This is a genomic window from Zobellia sp. 1_MG-2023, from assembly GCF_030549125.1.
Classification (GTDB): domain Bacteria; phylum Bacteroidota; class Bacteroidia; order Flavobacteriales; family Flavobacteriaceae; genus Zobellia; species Zobellia russellii.
The window spans coordinates 317,587-334,138 of sequence record NZ_JAUOSY010000005.1; the positions used below are offsets into that span (position 1 = coordinate 317,587).

Annotated in this window: 19 protein-coding genes; 10 read left to right on the forward strand and 9 right to left on the reverse strand. The window is 38.6% G+C overall.

The window, feature by feature from the left end; genetic code table 11:
* Positions 1–18: 18 nt before the first annotated feature.
* The 9 genes from trpB to Q4597_RS13070 form a co-directional block, all read right to left on the reverse strand.
* Positions 19–1,203, reverse strand: coding sequence for a tryptophan synthase subunit beta (gene trpB / locus Q4597_RS13030; RefSeq protein ID WP_303406517.1), 1,185 nt, complete (start codon positions 1,201–1,203; stop codon positions 19–21).
* Between the two features lie 37 nt (positions 1,204–1,240).
* Positions 1,241–1,924 carry a phosphoribosylanthranilate isomerase gene (locus tag Q4597_RS13035; protein WP_303406535.1) on the reverse strand — a complete coding sequence of 228 codons (684 nt, stop codon included), beginning with the start codon at positions 1,922–1,924 and terminating at the stop codon, positions 1,241–1,243.
* Between the two features lie 25 nt (positions 1,925–1,949).
* Positions 1,950–2,732: an indole-3-glycerol phosphate synthase TrpC gene (gene trpC, locus Q4597_RS13040; RefSeq protein WP_303406518.1), complete on the reverse strand. Its 783-nt coding sequence runs from the start codon at positions 2,730–2,732 to the stop codon at positions 1,950–1,952.
* Between the two features lie 14 nt (positions 2,733–2,746).
* Positions 2,747–3,001 (reverse strand): hypothetical protein, encoded by a 255-nt coding sequence (locus Q4597_RS13045; RefSeq protein WP_303406519.1) that lies wholly within the window; start codon positions 2,999–3,001, stop codon positions 2,747–2,749.
* Positions 3,002–3,008: 7 nt separating this feature from the next.
* Positions 3,009–4,004: an anthranilate phosphoribosyltransferase gene (trpD, locus tag Q4597_RS13050; RefSeq protein ID WP_215441905.1), complete on the reverse strand. Its 996-nt coding sequence runs from the start codon at positions 4,002–4,004 to the stop codon at positions 3,009–3,011.
* A gap of 50 nt (positions 4,005–4,054) precedes the next feature.
* Positions 4,055–4,618, reverse strand: a complete 564-nt coding sequence (locus Q4597_RS13055) for an aminodeoxychorismate/anthranilate synthase component II (RefSeq protein WP_303406520.1) — start codon at positions 4,616–4,618, stop codon at positions 4,055–4,057.
* 2 nt (positions 4,619–4,620) lie between these two features.
* A complete protein-coding gene (locus Q4597_RS13060; RefSeq protein ID WP_303406521.1) occupies positions 4,621–6,018 on the reverse strand; it encodes an anthranilate synthase component I family protein in 1,398 nt (465 codons plus the stop codon).
* A 241-nt stretch (positions 6,019–6,259) separates the two neighbouring features.
* A complete protein-coding gene (locus Q4597_RS13065) occupies positions 6,260–6,835 on the reverse strand; it encodes a YceI family protein (protein WP_215912551.1) in 576 nt (191 codons plus the stop codon).
* 34 nt (positions 6,836–6,869) lie between these two features.
* Positions 6,870–7,319 carry a MarR family winged helix-turn-helix transcriptional regulator gene (locus Q4597_RS13070; RefSeq protein ID WP_303406536.1) on the reverse strand — a complete coding sequence of 150 codons (450 nt, stop codon included), beginning with the start codon at positions 7,317–7,319 and terminating at the stop codon, positions 6,870–6,872.
* Positions 7,320–7,479: 160 nt separating this feature from the next.
* Here Q4597_RS13070 and Q4597_RS13075 point away from each other — a divergent pair, with 160 nt between their 5' ends.
* The 10 genes from Q4597_RS13075 (at position 7,480) to hpf (ending at position 16,487) form a co-directional block, all read left to right on the forward strand.
* Positions 7,480–7,791, forward strand: a complete 312-nt coding sequence (locus tag Q4597_RS13075) for a rhodanese-like domain-containing protein (RefSeq protein ID WP_215441901.1) — start codon at positions 7,480–7,482, stop codon at positions 7,789–7,791.
* Between the two features lie 148 nt (positions 7,792–7,939).
* The gene (locus tag Q4597_RS13080; protein ID WP_303406522.1) at positions 7,940–9,214 is read left to right on the forward strand and encodes a DUF2851 family protein; all 1,275 of its coding nucleotides are present in this window, start codon (positions 7,940–7,942) and stop codon (positions 9,212–9,214) included.
* A gap of 73 nt (positions 9,215–9,287) precedes the next feature.
* Complete coding sequence (locus Q4597_RS13085) at positions 9,288–9,515, forward strand: PspC domain-containing protein (protein ID WP_038234885.1); 228 nt, start codon at positions 9,288–9,290, stop codon at positions 9,513–9,515.
* On the forward strand, positions 9,512–10,525 hold the full coding sequence (locus Q4597_RS13090) for a potassium channel family protein (protein WP_408065839.1): 1,014 nt from the start codon (positions 9,512–9,514) through the stop codon (positions 10,523–10,525). The genes Q4597_RS13085 and Q4597_RS13090 overlap by 4 nt, the downstream gene beginning before the upstream one ends.
* 110 nt (positions 10,526–10,635) lie before the next feature.
* A complete protein-coding gene (locus Q4597_RS13095) occupies positions 10,636–12,708 on the forward strand; it encodes an amino acid carrier protein (protein ID WP_303406523.1) in 2,073 nt (690 codons plus the stop codon).
* Positions 12,709–12,802: 94 nt separating this feature from the next.
* Positions 12,803–13,603 (forward strand): ComEA family DNA-binding protein, encoded by an 801-nt coding sequence (locus Q4597_RS13100; protein ID WP_368506684.1) that lies wholly within the window; start codon positions 12,803–12,805, stop codon positions 13,601–13,603.
* Positions 13,604–13,614: 11 nt separating this feature from the next.
* Entirely contained in the window at positions 13,615–14,784 is a 1,170-nt protein-coding gene (locus Q4597_RS13105) for an acyl-CoA dehydrogenase family protein (RefSeq protein WP_303406525.1), read from the forward strand.
* A gap of 134 nt (positions 14,785–14,918) precedes the next feature.
* Complete coding sequence (gene rpsU, locus Q4597_RS13110; RefSeq protein ID WP_038234876.1) at positions 14,919–15,113, forward strand: 30S ribosomal protein S21; 195 nt, start codon at positions 14,919–14,921, stop codon at positions 15,111–15,113.
* Positions 15,114–15,248: 135 nt separating this feature from the next.
* Complete coding sequence (locus Q4597_RS13115; protein ID WP_303406526.1) at positions 15,249–16,139, forward strand: tyrosine-type recombinase/integrase; 891 nt, start codon at positions 15,249–15,251, stop codon at positions 16,137–16,139.
* 45 nt (positions 16,140–16,184) lie between these two features.
* Positions 16,185–16,487, forward strand: a complete 303-nt coding sequence (gene hpf, locus Q4597_RS13120) for a ribosome hibernation-promoting factor, HPF/YfiA family (RefSeq protein WP_303406527.1) — start codon at positions 16,185–16,187, stop codon at positions 16,485–16,487.
* Positions 16,488–16,552: the final 65 nt, after the last annotated feature.

The following is a 16,552-nucleotide window of genomic DNA, read 5'->3' on the forward strand; positions in this document are numbered from 1 at the left end:
ATAACTAGTCCAGATATTTTATAGATTAAAAAATTCAATATAATTGTTGAGGTCCTTGTCACCACGACCGGACAGATTGATTACCACTACATCTTCGGGCTTGAATTTTCGGTGATCAAGAACAGCCAATGCATGTGAAGATTCTATGGCCGGGATAATGCCTTCGGTCTTACACAACAGCAATCCTGCATTCATAGCATCCTCATCCGTAATGGATATAAATTCTCCACGACCCGATGCAAACAAATTGGCGTGCATTGGTCCAACACCAGGGTAATCCAATCCTGCAGAAATGGAATAAGGTTCCGTAATCTGGCCATCATCGGTCTGCATCAATAAGGTTTTGCTTCCGTGAATGATACCCACTTTTCCTAATGCCGATGTGGCTGCACTTTCACCGGTATCTATTCCTTTACCAGCCGCTTCCACAGCTATGATACCCACTTCGGGAACATCCAAATAGTGGTAATATGCACCGGCGGCATTACTTCCTCCACCAACACAGGCCACTACGTAATCTGGATTTTCACGACCTTCTTTTTCTTTTAATTGCCATTTGATTTCTTCCGAAATAACGGATTGAAACCGGGCTACCATATCCGGGTAAGGATGTGGCCCCACAACACTACCAATAATGTAATGCGTGTCTACCGGATTATTGATCCAATCCCGAATGGCTTCATTGGTAGCGTCTTTTAAAGTTCTACTTCCGGAGAGTGCTGGCCTAACTTCTGCTCCTAGCATTTTCATACGGGCAACGTTGGGGGCTTGTCTGGCAATATCAATTTCGCCCATGTATACGATGCATTCAATGCCCATAAGCGCACAGACCGTTGCGGTTGCTACGCCATGTTGTCCGGCGCCAGTTTCGGCTATAATTCTGTTTTTGCCCAATTTCTTGGCCATAAGAATCTGACCAATGGTATTGTTAACCTTGTGTGCTCCGGTATGGCAAAGGTCTTCTCTCTTAAGGTATATTTTTGTGTTGTATTTCTTTGAAAGTCTTTCCGCAAAATAGAGCGGGGTAGGGCGGCCCACATAATCTTTCAACAACTGATCAAACTCCTCCTTAAAGGAAGGTTCCTGCATAATGCGAATATAGTTCTGCCGTAGTTCTTCGGTATTGGGGTAGAGCATTTCTGGAATAAAAGCACCTCCAAACTCCCCATAATATCCTTTTTCGTCCACTTGATACGTTTTCATATTCATTCGTATTAGGTAAATGGCATCAACAGATGTACTACTGTTTTAAGCCAAGTTCTTTTTTAAATTCTTTTACTTTCTCAACATCCTTAAGTCCCGGTTCTATCTCAAACTTACTGTTCACGTCAATAGCGTGGCAGTATTTTGCTTCGGGTCTTTTCATAAATTCTTTTAGGGAATCTATTTCGTTTAGTCCTATGCCACCACTTAGGAAATAAGGTTTGGTTGAGGGATATTCCTTAAGTACTCCCCAATCAAAAGCATAACCGTTGCCACCCGGTAATTCTCCCTTGGTATCAAAAAGGTAGAAATCGCACACGGATTCGTACGGCTTCAAGATGTCAAAATCAAAGTTATTCTTGATCGAGAACACTTTTATAATTTGTACCTGCTTGGCTTTAGCCCTAAGTTGCGCACAGTACTCCGGACTCTCGGAACCGTGTAATTGTACCAGTAAAAGTTCGTAATCTTCAATACGAGCAACTACAGTTTCAATACTGGCGTCTACAAATACACCTACCTTTTTAACGGTATGGGGTATAGGTTTCATTGGGCCCGAAAAATGTCTTTTGCTTTTGTCCCAAAAAATAAAACCAAGATAGTCCGGTTTTAGGTTGGCAATTTCAGATGTATTTTTCTTCATACCACACACCTTCAGTTTAATCGGGGCATTTTCTATGGTAGAAGGCCCGTCTTTTTTGGTCGTGTAATGATAGTCCATTTTAGTCATTGCTATTGGGTCGCAATTACGACAATTGTTTTATAAATTTCTTGGCGTGCTCACCAGGGTTGTCCGTTTTCATAAAGTTTTCCCCGATCAAAAATCCTTGGTAACCGTAAGGTTTTAGGTCCTTAATGGCCTCAATGGAACTGATGCCGCTTTCGGAAACCTTTACAAAATCATCCGGAATTAGTTGCGATAGTGATTTGCTGGTCTCCAAGCTTACTTCAAAGGTCTTTAGGTTTCGGTTGTTGACGCCAAGCATATCCAGGCTGGGCATAATACTTTTGTGCAATTCGGCTTCGTTGTGTACTTCCAATAACACATCTAGGTCCAGACTTTTTGCCAATTCTGAAAACGTTTTTATTTCTTCTTTGGACAAGATGGCCGCTATAAGAAGAATGACATCCGCTCCGTGGGCTTTGGCCTCTAAAATTTGATATTCGTTAATTATGAACTCTTTTCGCAATAAAGGCATTTGAACTGCTGCACGGGCCAATAATAAATCATCTAAAGAACCGCCAAAATATTTTCCATCTGTTAAAACGGACATGCCACAAACTTCGGCATTTTCGTATCCGGTAGCTACATCTTGAACGTTCAACCCTTGGTTGATTTCCGATTTTGACGGAGAGCGACGCTTATGTTCCGCAATAATACCGCTATTGCTGTTCCGTAGTGCATTGCTCAAAGACACCGTCCTGCGCGAGAATAAAACCGATTTTTCTAATTGTGAAACCGGAATAAGTGCGCTTTTAAGGTCTACTTCCTTACGTTTGTCGGCTACTATTTTTGAAAGTATATCCATGGATTATTATTAATTTATCTTTCTTGAATCGTATACTTGACAAATTGTTTTTGCCAATCTTTATTAAGAGATTGATCGATAGCTGTTACAAGAGATATTAATTTTTTGGTTTTATCGTATACAGCAAAATCAACACTTTTTCCTTTAAAAATAAAAAAGACAACATATCCATTTGGTGATTTAGAATAATAGCATGGTCCAGGGTTATTTGTGAAAGAGTTAGTTTCTTCAAATTGTAATTCCGGGAATTGTTTTAAGATAGTCTCCATTTTATTTTTAATTTTTACTCAATTCTTGCAACTTCCTTAAGGCATTTAGGCCTTTCCCGGCTAAAAGTGATTCTTTGGCTTTTTCAAAACCTTCTTTTGGAGTTAGGTTCTTTACCGTTGCAATGGCAATTCCCGCATTGGCACACACCACATTGTTCTGAGCTTCCGTACCACGGCCTTGTAGTACGTTCATAAATATCTGAGCAGAATCTTCAATGGAGTCGCCGCCCACAATCTGGGACTGCTGTATTTTTTGCACACCAAAATCTTCTGGCTTTAACATGCTTTCACTATTGTTGGAAATGGTTTTTGTATTTCCGGTTAACGATATTTCATCATACCCATCCAAAGCGTGGAGCACGGTAAATTTCTTATCAGTGTTTTGATAAAGGTAGCCGTACATACGGGCCAGTTCCAAATTAAAAACACCTACCATCTGATTCTTTGGGAATGCAGGATTAACCATTGGCCCTAACATGTTAAAAAACGTTTTTACTGCCAATTCCCTTCGGATAGGGCCAACATTTTTCATGGCAGGGTGAAAAAGAGGGGCGTGTAAAACACAGATACCTGCTTCTTCTATGGATTTTTTTAAGAAATCTGCCTCATTACTGAATTTTATTCCAAGAAATTCCATCACGTTGCTACTTCCACATTTTGATGAAACCCCGTAGTTACCATGTTTGGTTACATGAACTCCAGCTCCTGCCGTTACAAAGGAGGCAAGGGTGGAAATGTTAAAGGTATCTTTTCCGTCTCCACCGGTTCCGCAAAGGTCAATAGGATCGTATTCAGAAAGGTCTATTGCCATACACAGTTCCAGAAGTGCGTCACGAAAACCTTCCAGCTCATCTACCGTAATACTACGCATCATGTATACCGTTAAGAATGCGGCAATCTGACTTGTATTGTAATCTCCTTTAGCAATGTTTACCAATACTTGTTTTGCTTCTTCCTTGGGAAGAATATCGTGATTGATAAGTTTGTTTAATGTTTCTTTCATGATACTGTTCTAACTACTGTTTAATAAGTTCTCCGGGAAATGGTTTTTATTTAATTCTTGACCCAATTAGACAGGATTGTTTTGCCTTCTGGGGTTAAAACCGATTCTGGATGAAACTGCACTGCGGAAACGTCATAAACTTTATGACGTAAGGACATAACCTGACCGTTTCCATCAATAGAAGTGGCTTCTAGGCTTTCCGGTAAATTAGGGTCTACTACCCATGAATGGTAGCGGCCCACCAATAATTTTTTAGGAAGTCCCTTAAAATTAGGATCGTCTTTAGTCAATGTAATTTCCGTAGCAATACCGTGATACACTTCATCTAAATTAATAAGAGATCCACCAAAAACTTCGCATATGGCCTGTTGCCCCAAACACACACCAAAAATACTCTTTGTAGGGGCGTACTTGGCAATTATCTCTTTTAAAAGCCCTGCCTCATCTGGAATACCAGGGCCTGGTGAAAGCACAATTTTATCAAAAGCATCAACCTCCTCTAAAGTAAGTTGGTCGTTACGTTTTACAATAACCTGACAATCTAGGTCCTCTAAATAATGAACCAAATTATACGTAAAACTATCGTAGTTGTCTATTACTAAAATCTTCTTCATGGTTATATGGTTTCAGCAATTTTCAATGCCTTGGTCAATGCACCTAATTTGTTGTATGTTTCTTGAAGTTCGTCTTCCGGATCTGATGCGGCCACAAGACCTGCACCCGCCTGGTAATGCAATTGGTGATTTTTGCTTAAGAAAGTACGGATCATAATGGCATGGTTAAAATTGCCATCAAAATCCATAAAACCAATGGCACCGCCATAGTAGCCCCTGCTTGTTTTTTCATATTTTTCAATGAGTTGCATGGCCATGTGTTTTGGCGCACCGCTAAGCGTACCGGCAGGAAATGTATCTGCAACCACTTTCATGGTAGGAATGTCTTTTTTCTTCTGACCCACCACTTTAGATACCAAATGGATTACGTGGGAAAAGAACTGAACTTCTCTATAATTGGCCACTTTTACCATGCTTCCGTTTCGGCTTAGATCGTTACGGGCCAAATCTACAAGCATTACGTGTTCACTATTTTCCTTATCGTCTTCGGTAAGTTCTTTGGCCAGGACAGCATCTTGTTCATCATTACCGGTACGTTTAAAAGTTCCTGCAATAGGATGAATTTCAGCATTACCATCCTTTACAATAAGCTGTGCTTCCGGTGAGCTCCCAAAAATTTTAAAATCGCCATAATCAAAGTAGAATAAATAGGGAGAAGGGTTTACACTACGTAGTGCACGGTATACATTAAATTCATCTCCTTTAAAACCTTGGGAGAAACGGCGAGACAATACCAATTGAAAAACATCGCCCCGTTGGCAATGTTTCTTGGCCAACCGCACATGTTCCCTGTATTCTTCATCCTCTAGATTAGAAGTGGCTTCTCCATCCAAAGAAAAATCATAGGAGGCAAACGTACGTACGTTTAAAATGTGTGCAATTTCAGCCGTATTTTCCTCGGAGTTATAGCAATGTGCAAAAATATAGGCCTCGTTCTTATGATGGTCTATAGCAATGATGTTTTGGTAGACCGCATAATAGATATCCGGGATGGTTATGGAGTTGTCTTTCTTACTGATTTTAACATCTTCATAATAACGTACCGCATCATAGGCCATGTAGCCAAAAATACCGTTGTTTATGAATTTGAAATCACTTTCTTCGGCCTCAAACTTTTTGCTGAAATCATGAAGTACCTTTACAACATCCGTATCCGGATTTATTTCCGTTTCGTTGGAATTCTGATCGGGAAAACGTTCAACAATAGTTTCGTTCTCTGTTTTTATAGAGGCAATAGGGTTGCAGCAGATATACGAAAAACTATTGTCCGTCGCATGGTAGTCGCTACTTTCTAGCAAAATACTATTGGGAAAGCGGTCTCTAATTTTGAGATAGACGCTTACCGGCGTAATGGTATCTGCCAGAATTTTTTTGTGATAAGATTTTAATTTGTACTTCATGTTGATAGTATTCAAATGCAAAAGGCTTGTCGTGATGACAAGCCTTTATATAGTTTTACTACAATGGTGCTAGCTCACGATATCTGTCGAGAGTTGTTCCACCACCAAGTATTTGCGTTATTTCTGTTCATTGGCTCAAATATAGAAATCATTTTTAAAACCACAAACCTATTGTTTGAAAAAAACAAAACCCTGCAATCGTGTGAAAATGCAGGGCATGTATTTAAGCTTTTAAAGTAATTTAGAATTCTAAATCTACCACAAGATCAAACTCGTCATAAATAGTTTTGTCTCCTAAGTTTTCAAAGAAACTTCCAGAACCATATTTAATGTCATAAGCTGTTCTATCTACTTTTACAGATGCAGTTGCTTTGCTGCCGTAAACGGAAACGTCAAAAGTTACGGGCTTGGTAATACCTTTAATGGTCAAGTCACCAGTAACTTCATAAGCATTTTTGCCAGTAGCCTTTACATTGGTGAAAACCAATTTTGCAGCTGTGTGTTTCTCCGTAGCAAAGAAATCTGCGGATTTTAGATGTCCTTCCAATTTACCTTTGGATTCCCCTTCAAGGTCAGTAGCCACAAGTGTGGTCATATCCGCTTCAAATTCACCACCGGTAAGTTTGTCGCCATCAAAAATTAAAGTACCTGACTTAAGGTTAACGTTACCATAGTGAGACCCGGTTACCTTATAAGCTTTCCAGGTAATGGTACTGGCATCTGTTTTTACTTCTTTTTTTTCTTCAGCTACAGGTTCTGTTGCTGTTGCTACCCCAAAGACCAAGGCAAGCGCCAAACTAAATACTCCTTTTTTCATAATTGATTTAAAATTTAATTAATAATTAGTGTTCCTATTCAAATTTATTAAGCAATGCGTTTAGTTGTTCCATTTCTTTATCCGAAATATTTTGAAGTACTTTGTCTTCCGCTTCGGACATTGAGGCGTCCATTTGTTTTAAAACTTCACGTCCCTTATCTGTTATACGTATTTCTATCTTTCTTCGGTTGGACGGACAAACCTTTCTATCTACATATCCTTTTAGTAGTAGTTTGTCTACCAAACGTGTGGTGTTGCTCATCTTGGTTACCATACGTTCATTAAGTGTAGCCAAACTAGCGGGTTTGCCATTTTGACCTCTTAGTATCCGTAATACATTAAATTGTTGAAGTGATACACCGTAAGGTTTTAATGCCGTACTTAAAGCTTCGGTAATCATAGTATTGACCAAGAAAAGGTGAATCACCGTTCTACTTTTTAATGGAATCTCTTTCTGGGTCTTTATGATATTTTCAACATTCATGTTATTACAACTATTGTATATACAAATGTATGTTTTGTATTTCATTTGCTGTTATATTAAATAGGTAATTTTTTGTTAAATATTTTGGGAATGCCTTTGCATCAAAATCCGTAATTTTGAATTTTAATTGATATCCGCGGTAGCGATAAAAAAGAACGTTATGAATTTATCACAAGAAGAATGGGAAGAGCAACTAGAAAAGGATGATAACGCATTTGTCCTTGATGTTAGAACCCCTGAGGAAGTAGAAGAAGGGTATATACCCAACTCAACCAATATAGATTTTTATCTTGGACAGGATTTTTTGAACGAGATAGAAAAACTGGACAAAAGCAAAAATTACTACGTGTATTGCCGCAGTGGTAATCGTAGCGGTCAGGCTTGTGCCATTATGAACAGTGTTGGTATAGAAAACGCCTATAATTTGGAAGGTGGCTTTATGAACTGGGACGGAGCTGTAGAAGGGGAATAAAATTCTTTTTACCCTCATAAAGGTTCAATAAAATAGAGTCCTCAATAGATGTCCGGTATGGGTGTCTTTGGGGACTTCTTGATTCCTGTAATTTAGATTTTACATTTTTTGTCTTTACATTGTGCGTAGTAAAGCCAAACTTTTTGTCATGCGCGAAGATCTTCTTCATTTTATCTGGAAGCACAAAAAAGTACAGCCTGATCAATTGGTTACCGCCCAAGGGGAGTCTTTGACCATTTTGAATTTTGGTGCGCATAACCTATTGGCAGGGCCTGATTTCTTTAATGCCAAAATACGTATTGATGGTCAAGTTTGGGCGGGCAATGTTGAGATGCATTTAAAATCATCTGATTGGTACGCGCACGGTCATGAGGAAGATGATAACTATAATAATGTAATACTGCACGTAGTATGGGAAGATGATGCGGAGGTATTTAGAAAAGACAATAGCCTTATCACTACCTTGGAACTCCGTAAATACATTCCGTTACAACTCTTACAATCGTATCAAAAGTTATTTGATAAAAATGAAGTCCGTTTTATTAATTGCGAGAAAGATATTGGCCATGTTGATGACTTCTTGCTGAAAAATTGGTTGGAGCGACTTTATTTTGAGCGCCTAGAGGTTAAGGCTGAATTTGTGTTTGACTTGCTAAAGAAATCCAATAACGACTGGGAACAAGTGCTGTTTACGCTGCTTTTAAAAACCTTTGGACTTAAAATAAACGGAGCTTCATTTTTGAGTCTGGGCTCCGCACTAGAGTTTTCTATTTTTAGAAAACAACAACAGAGTGTGTTTCAGATGGAAAGTTTGTTGTTTGGTATGACGCATTTACTGGAGGATTCCAAGATTTTGGATGAACATTACATTCAACTGAAAAAGGAATATATCTATCAAAAGAAAAAGTATAATTTAAAGGATGAAAGCGTTCTAAAACCGGAATTCTTTAAACTAAGACCGCCTAACTTTCCTACCATTCGTTTATCGCAATTGGCCAATTTGTACGGGGCACATTCCTCATTGTTCCAAAAGGTAGTCTCGGCATCAAGTTTAGACGAGATGTATGGGTTGTTCGAAGTTTCGGCCAGTACGTATTGGAACAGTCATTATACTTTTGGAAAAGAATCAAAAAAGAAGACTAAAAAGCTTACACCTAAGTTTATAGATTTATTAGTGGTTAACGCTATTTTGCCGCTTCAATTTTGCTATGCCAAATACCAGGGTAAGGAGGTTCATGAGCGCATTATCAATATTATATCAAAAATTAAACAGGAAGAGAATACCGTAGTTAAAAATTACAGTTTACATGGGCTTGTTTCTACCAATGCACAGGAAAGTCAGGCTTTGCTTCAACTGTACAATACCTATTGCACTCAGAACAAATGTCTACAATGTGCCGTAGGTGCTCATTTATTGCGCTGAAATGGTTAAATTTGAACCTGAAGGTTTTGAAAATATGCTTTAACCGGCCATACTATAAGTTTCAAACATCAATATGAACATCTTCTATAAGTTACTTTATTACTTTCAAAAGCGTGGTTTTGAGGTATGCCGTAGAATAGCCGAAAGGTTGGGAATACGGGCTAGGGTAGTTCGTACATCGTTCATTTACCTAACGTTCGTAACCTTAGGTTTTGGCTTTGCTCTTTATTTGTTTCTGGCATTTTGGTTGCGCATTAAAGATTTGGTATATACCAAGCGTACTTCCGTTTTTGATTTATGAAACTGACACAATTCTTCCAGTCCAGAATGAATATTGCCTTGACGTTAATGTCAAGTGTACTTATAGTAGGTGTTTTGGGCTATCGTTTTTTGTCTGATCTTACTTGGGTAGATGCGCTTTACATGACCATAATTACGGTTACTACAGTAGGTTTTTCTGAGGTTGGCCCAATGGATACCCAGGAAAAATTATTTACGGTAGTACTTATTATACTTAGCATTTTCATTTTTGCATTTGCCATTTCGGTCATTACCGAATATATTTTGAGCAGGAATTCGTTACAGGAATTAAAAAAGAAAAAAGTGAAGAATAAGATAGATAGTCTTTCTGATCACGTCATTGTTTGTGGTTTTGGTAGAAACGGAATGCAGGCCGTAGAGCGTTTAACGGCGTATAAGAAACCATTTGTGGTTATCGAAAGAGATAGGGAGGTTATTGAAAAGTATGATGAGGACCTCTTGTTTATAGAAGGCGATGCCAATGAAGACGAGATTTTGCAACTTGCCGGTATTGACCGTGCCCGTTATTTAATTACGGCGCTTCCGGATGATGCGGCCAACCTTTTTGTGGTGCTTTCCGCACGACAATTGAATAAATCCCTTTTTATAGTTACACGAGCATCATTGGTAACCTCACAGAAAAAATTGCTCTTGGCGGGTGCCGATAAGGTAATCATGCCGGATAAAATAGGGGGAGACCATATGGCTTCATTGATCGTAATGCCAGATTTAATAACCTTTATGGATAAGTTAGGGGTAGAAGGTGAGCATACCACTAATTTGGAAGAGGTAGCCATTGAGAATTTTAAAGGTCAGGTAGAATGTAATTCCTTGCGGGATTTGGATCTTAGAAAACGAACGGGCTGTACTATAATAGGTTATATAGAGCCTAATGGAAATTATATCATTAACCCGGAGGCAGATTTGCAGTTACAACCTAAGAGCAAAGTTATAGTTCTAGGGAGACCTGAGCAGATACGAAAATTAAATGAAATGTTCCAAATTGGTTAGGATAGCTCTACGTTAATTGAACATTATTATTTGATTGTGTTAGTATTTTTTAAGATATTGCCGCAATTGTGTTAAAAACTAGAAAAAGAACTGAACCCACAAAAATAAATATGAAGAAATTTACCTTATTGTTTTTCCTACTACTAGGTGTAGTAGCCTTTTCTCAGGAACTAGTTGTACAAGGAAAAGTTTACAATCCGTCACACCAAATAAATGACGGTGTTATAGAGGTAAATGCAACGGGAGGAACGCCTCCATATATCTATAAGTGGAGCAATCAATCTACGGCATTGTCCTCTAAGAGAGCCAGTGGATTGGTAGAAGGTATTCCGTATACAATTACGGTTACGGATGCTGCAGGCACCTCCATTACCAAAGAATTTGAAGTTGAGACCAATGCAATAGCTGAAGTTTTTAACGGAACCATGACTCCCGCTGTAAGCGCGTTAGGTTCCGTTCTTTTTTGGGACCCTTTTGCTGCAATTGGTATTTACGACCCGGTTGTTTATGCAGATGTTAAATTGGTGGGTACGCCAGGATGGACAAATAATATTCAAAATAAGTTTGTTCTTAAAAAATGGCTAAAGGCCGAAGGGTCTAAAGTTAAGAAAGGTGATGAAATTGCTGTTGTTTCCAGTGATGATGCCCAAGATGAAATTGTTACGGCTACGGCCAATGGCGAGTTGAAATATTTGGTGCAGGAGGGTAAAGTAATATATAATTCAGAAAATGCAAAGCATGTTATTGAGCAAGGCGCGCATTATTTGGCCGAAATAAAATATGATGAGCCATTAACTATGGTTCATCCAAACGGTGATCCTATCTCTAACGGTATACCGTTCATTGTAATTTGGTTGGTATTGGGAGCTACATTCTTTACCCTTAGAATGGGCTTTATCAATATTAAAGGTTTTAGACATTCTATTGACTTGGCCAAGGGGAAATATGATGATCCGGATGCTCCAGGTCAGGTAACACATTTTCAGGCTTTGGCAACAGCGGTTTCGGGTACGGTAGGTCTAGGTAATATTGCTGGTGTAGCCGTAGCGGTTTCACTTGGTGGTGCGGGAGCTACCTTTTGGATGATCGTATGTGGTTTGCTCGGAATGTCCTCCAAATTTGTGGAGTGTACTTTAGGCGTGAAATATAGGGATATATTACCAGATGGAAGAGTTTTTGGTGGTCCAATGAACTATTTGAGATACGGGCTGGAGAAACGTAATATGAAAGGGTTTGGTAAGATTTTAGCTGGTTTCTTTGCGGTCTTGGCTATTGGCGCTTCTTTTGGTGGTGGAAACATGTTTCAGGCCAACCAATCCTTTGAACAATTGGCAGGTCAGTTTCCTGCTTTGGTAGGTCATGGTTTTTGGTTTGGTGTAGTAACGGCCATTCTTGTTGGAGTTGTGATTATTGGTGGTATAAATAGTATTGCAAAAGTTACCGGTAGGGTAGTGCCTATAATGGCTTCTATATATATCCTAGCCGCACTTGCGGTTATAATAATGAACATACAGAATATTGGTCCTGCATTTTCGGCCATATTTGAAGGAGCGTTTAGTCCGTCTGCCTTAAAAGGTGGTATTGTAGGGGTTCTGGTCATAGGTTTCCAAAGAGCGGCTTTCTCAAATGAGGCGGGCGTTGGATCCGCTGCAATCGCGCATAGTACAGCTAAGACCAATCATCCTCCTTCTGAAGGTTTCGTGGCACTTCTTGAGCCGTTTATAGATACGGTAGTGGTTTGTACGCTTACCGCTTTGGTACTTATTTTTACAGGCATGCACGAGGTGGAAGGAATGGCAGGTGCGCAATTGACCTCGGACGCTTTTGGTAGCCAAATATCTTGGTTTCCATATGTTCTGGCGTTGGCGGTATTCCTTTTCGCTTTTTCCACTATGATTTCATGGTCCTATTACGGTATGCGTGCGTGGACTTATCTTTTTGGGAAGAGTAAAAAGTCAGAGATGATTTATAAAATGCTTTTCTTGGTATTTGTGGTTATTGGTGCTTCGGTAAGTTTAGGTGCTGTACTTGATTTTTCGGATATGATGATTTTGGCAATGTCCTTTCCTAATATTATTGGTCTTTATATTATGTCCGGTGAAGTTAAGGGCGATTTAAATGCCTACTGGAAAAAATTGAAGACCAACGAGCTTTTCAAGAAACAAATGGCCGCTAAGGAATAATAGCTTTTTTGTTTCGCGGATGAAAAATTTTAAGTCCCACTTCAGGTTCAATAAACAAGAACGGAGTGGGATTTTTTATTTACTTTTTATTATTGTGGCACTTCAGGTGACTTATTTTGTGCTTCGTTCTATAGAGCCAACCGCTAGCAATAATGCTTTTGAGGAAAATGAACAGATTCAAGATCAGATTGATAGTTTAAAAGCTCAGGAACAATTAAAAGATTCTGTTAAAATCTTTCCTTTCAACCCTAATTATATAACAGATTACAAGGGCTATGTTTTGGGATTGTCCGTAGAGGAAATAGATAGGTTGCTCCTTTTCAGGAAAGGGGGAAAGTTTGTGAACTCTGTGGAAGATTTTCAAAAGGTGACTAAAGTTTCGGATTCGGTACTGAATCTAATTTCCCCTTATTTCAAATTTCCAGAATGGACGAAAAATAAAAATAAACCTGCTTCGTCCTATACAACTAAAGATGTTGCGAAGGAATCTACCCTGCAAATTTCCGATTTAAATTCAGCAACAACGGAAGAGCTTAAGAAAATCAATGGGATTGGAGAGAAACTATCCGCTAGAATCGTAAAATTTAGAGATAGGTTAGGCGGTTTTTTGGTAAATGAGCAGTTGTACGATGTTTATGGGCTAGAACCAGAAGTTGTAGAGCGTACTTTAGAGCGGTTTCAGGTGATTAAAAAACCGGTTATTGAGAAAATAAATATAAATACTGCTTCGGTAAAATCACTATCAAAATTAGTATATCTTCAAAAACACGTCTCTGAGAGTATAGTAAATTACAGAAATGTCAACGGAACTATACTTTCTTTTGATGAATTATCAAAAATAGAAGATTTTCCAATAGAGAAGATTGATAGAATTAAGTTATATTTGGCCCTATAAATTTTATGTCAATGCAAAGCATGTACTTTACGGAAGAGCATCAATTATTCAGAGAGAGTCTCCGAGATTTTTTAAAGAAAGAAGTAGTACCTCATATTGATAAGTGGGAGGCATCGGGAACCATAGAGCCCTTTATCTGGAAAAAGTTTGGTGAGATGGGCTATTTTGGTCTTGCAACGACCGAAGCTTATGGAGGAATGGGCTTGGATCTGTTTTATACCGTTATTTTCTTGGAAGAACTACAAAGGGTGAATTCTGGCGGTTTTGCCGCTGCCATGTGGGCGCATGCATATTTGGCAATGACCCATTTGAATAAAAATGCAAATGATGACCAAAAGAAAAGATATTTGACACCCAGTGTAAATGGGGAGAAAATAGGATGCCTTGGTGTAACCGAGCCTTTTGGAGGTAGTGATGTGGCCGGTATGCGAACAACTGCCATAAAAGAGGGTGATAGTTATATCATTAATGGGTCTAAAACATTTATTACCAATGGCGTATATGGTGATTATTGTATTCTTGCAGCCAAAACAGACCCTGCTGCTGGTAATAAGGGAATAAGTATTTTTATTGTTGATTTAAAGAGTGAGGGTGTTTCCGCCAATAAACTGAATAAGCTTGGTTGGAGGGCGTCCGATACTGCCGAACTGGCTTTTGATAATGTAGAGGTGCCAGCAGAGAATCTTATGGGTGAGGAGGGAAAAGGCTTTTCATTTATAATGGAGGCTTTTGCTCTAGAGCGTTTGGTAATGGGGATAAATGCCCATGCTAGGGCTGAGTATGCTTTGGAGTATGCCTTGCAATATATGTCCGAAAGGGAAACATTTGGAAAATCAATTAATCAATATCAAGCATTGCGCCACAGGTTTGTAGACCTTCATGCCGATATGGAATTGTGTAAACAATACAACTATGGGGTTGTTTATAAAATGGATAAGGGTGAATATGTGGTTAGGGAGGCTACTATATCTAAATTAAAATCTACTGAAATGGCCGATAAGGTGGCTTATGACTGTCTGCAATTTTTGGGCGGTTATGGCTATATAGAAGATTACCCTATGGCACGTATGTTCAGGGACAGTCGTCTTGGGCCAATTGGTGGTGGAACGTCTGAAATACTCAAGGAGATAATTGCCAAAATCGTTATAGATAAAAAAGAATACAGAGCTCCAAAAGGGTAAGAAGCCTTTAAGTACAAGGGTTTTCGTATTTTTTAGGGTATTGTTTCTTGGTATATTTGCAAATATGTAGTGCTCAATTGTAAATTAGTTTATATATTTGCCGCCTTAATCATAAAGAAAGGAGGTTGTAGCCAATGTTAATTATACCAGTAAAAGAAGGAGAAAACATCGATCGGGCTTTGAAACGTTTCAAGCGTAAATTCGATAAAACGGGTACGATGCGCAGATTGCGTAAGCGTCAACAATTCACAAAACCTTCCGTTGAGCGCAGAGCGCAGATACAGAAAGCAGAATACATTCAAGGTTTAAGAGATAAAGAAGAAATCTAAGAGACTTTGTTTAGTGTACAAATAGAAGAAGCCCATCATTTATGATGGGCTTCTTTTGTTTCAATAATTTTGTCTGTCTTCGCAATCTCCTTTTTACCGTAGCGTTGTTAGTCTTACTATTGTTAACTTCGTAATATGTCTCAGGAATCCTTTATATCATATTTAGCGTTAGAAAAGAACTATTCTGCTCATACGGTAACGGCGTATAAAAGAGATTTGGAGGCGTTTAGTGCTTTTTGTGATGAGCATTATCAAAATAAAAATATTGATCATATAGCTTACGGAATCATAAGAAGCTGGATTGTGGTTCTGGTAGATTCAGGTATTTCCAATAGGTCTGTCAACCGAAAAATAGCCTCCCTAAAGGCATACTATAAATTCTTACAGAATATAGGGGAGTTGGATGTGAATCCGTTAGCTAGGCACAAAGCTTTAAAAACATCAAAAAAAATAGAAGTTCCTTTTTCTGAAACTGAAATGGATAAAATCCTTTCCCAAATTGATTTTCCGGATGATTTTGAAGGAGTTAGGGATCGTTTGATTATTGAGTTGTTCTATACTACCGGAATGCGTAGGGCGGAGCTTATCAACTTAAAGCTTGTGGATATTGATTTTTCTCAAAGGCTTTTAAAAGTTTTGGGTAAAAGAAACAAGGAGCGTATGGTGCCCCTGTTGCCTTCTGTGGTAACGCTTTTGGAAAGGTATTTAATTGAAAGGGAAACACTTGGTGAAATAACCGATAAAGCCTATGTTTTTTTGTTGAAGTCGGGCAATAAACTATATGAAAATCTTGTTTATCGATTAATAAATAAGTATTTTAGTGAGGTGTCCTCTAAGGTTAAAAAGAGTCCCCATATCTTAAGGCACACTTTCGCTACCCATCTGCTTAATAAAGGGGCGGATATGAATTCGGTAAAAGAGCTGTTGGGGCATGCAAGTTTAGCATCTACCCAAGTGTATACACACAATAGCATTGCTGAATTAAAAAAGGTACACGCAAATGCCCACCCAAGAAGTAAGGGGTAGCAGCACTATTTTACATTACATTGTTTAACTTAAAAATTATAACCTATGAAAGTAAATGCGCAATCAGTCAATTTTAATGCGGATAGAACGCTTATAGACTTTTTACAAAACAGATTGGATAAGCTTGAGACCTTTTATGATAAGGTAATTAGCGCAGACGTGTACTTGAAAGTCGAAAACACGAGTTCAAAGGAAAATAAAATAGTGGAGATTAAATTGAACATCCCCGGAGATAAATTCATGATAAAAAAGCAATGTAAGAAATTTGAGGAGGCAGTTGACTCCGCTTGTAACTCCTTGGAAAGGAAGCTGATAAAACACAAAGAAAAATCTCGTATTCAAGCATGATAAAATTTTTTCGAATTTTGTTTTGAATAAACAAAAAAACGTATACATTTGCAGTCCGTTAGAAA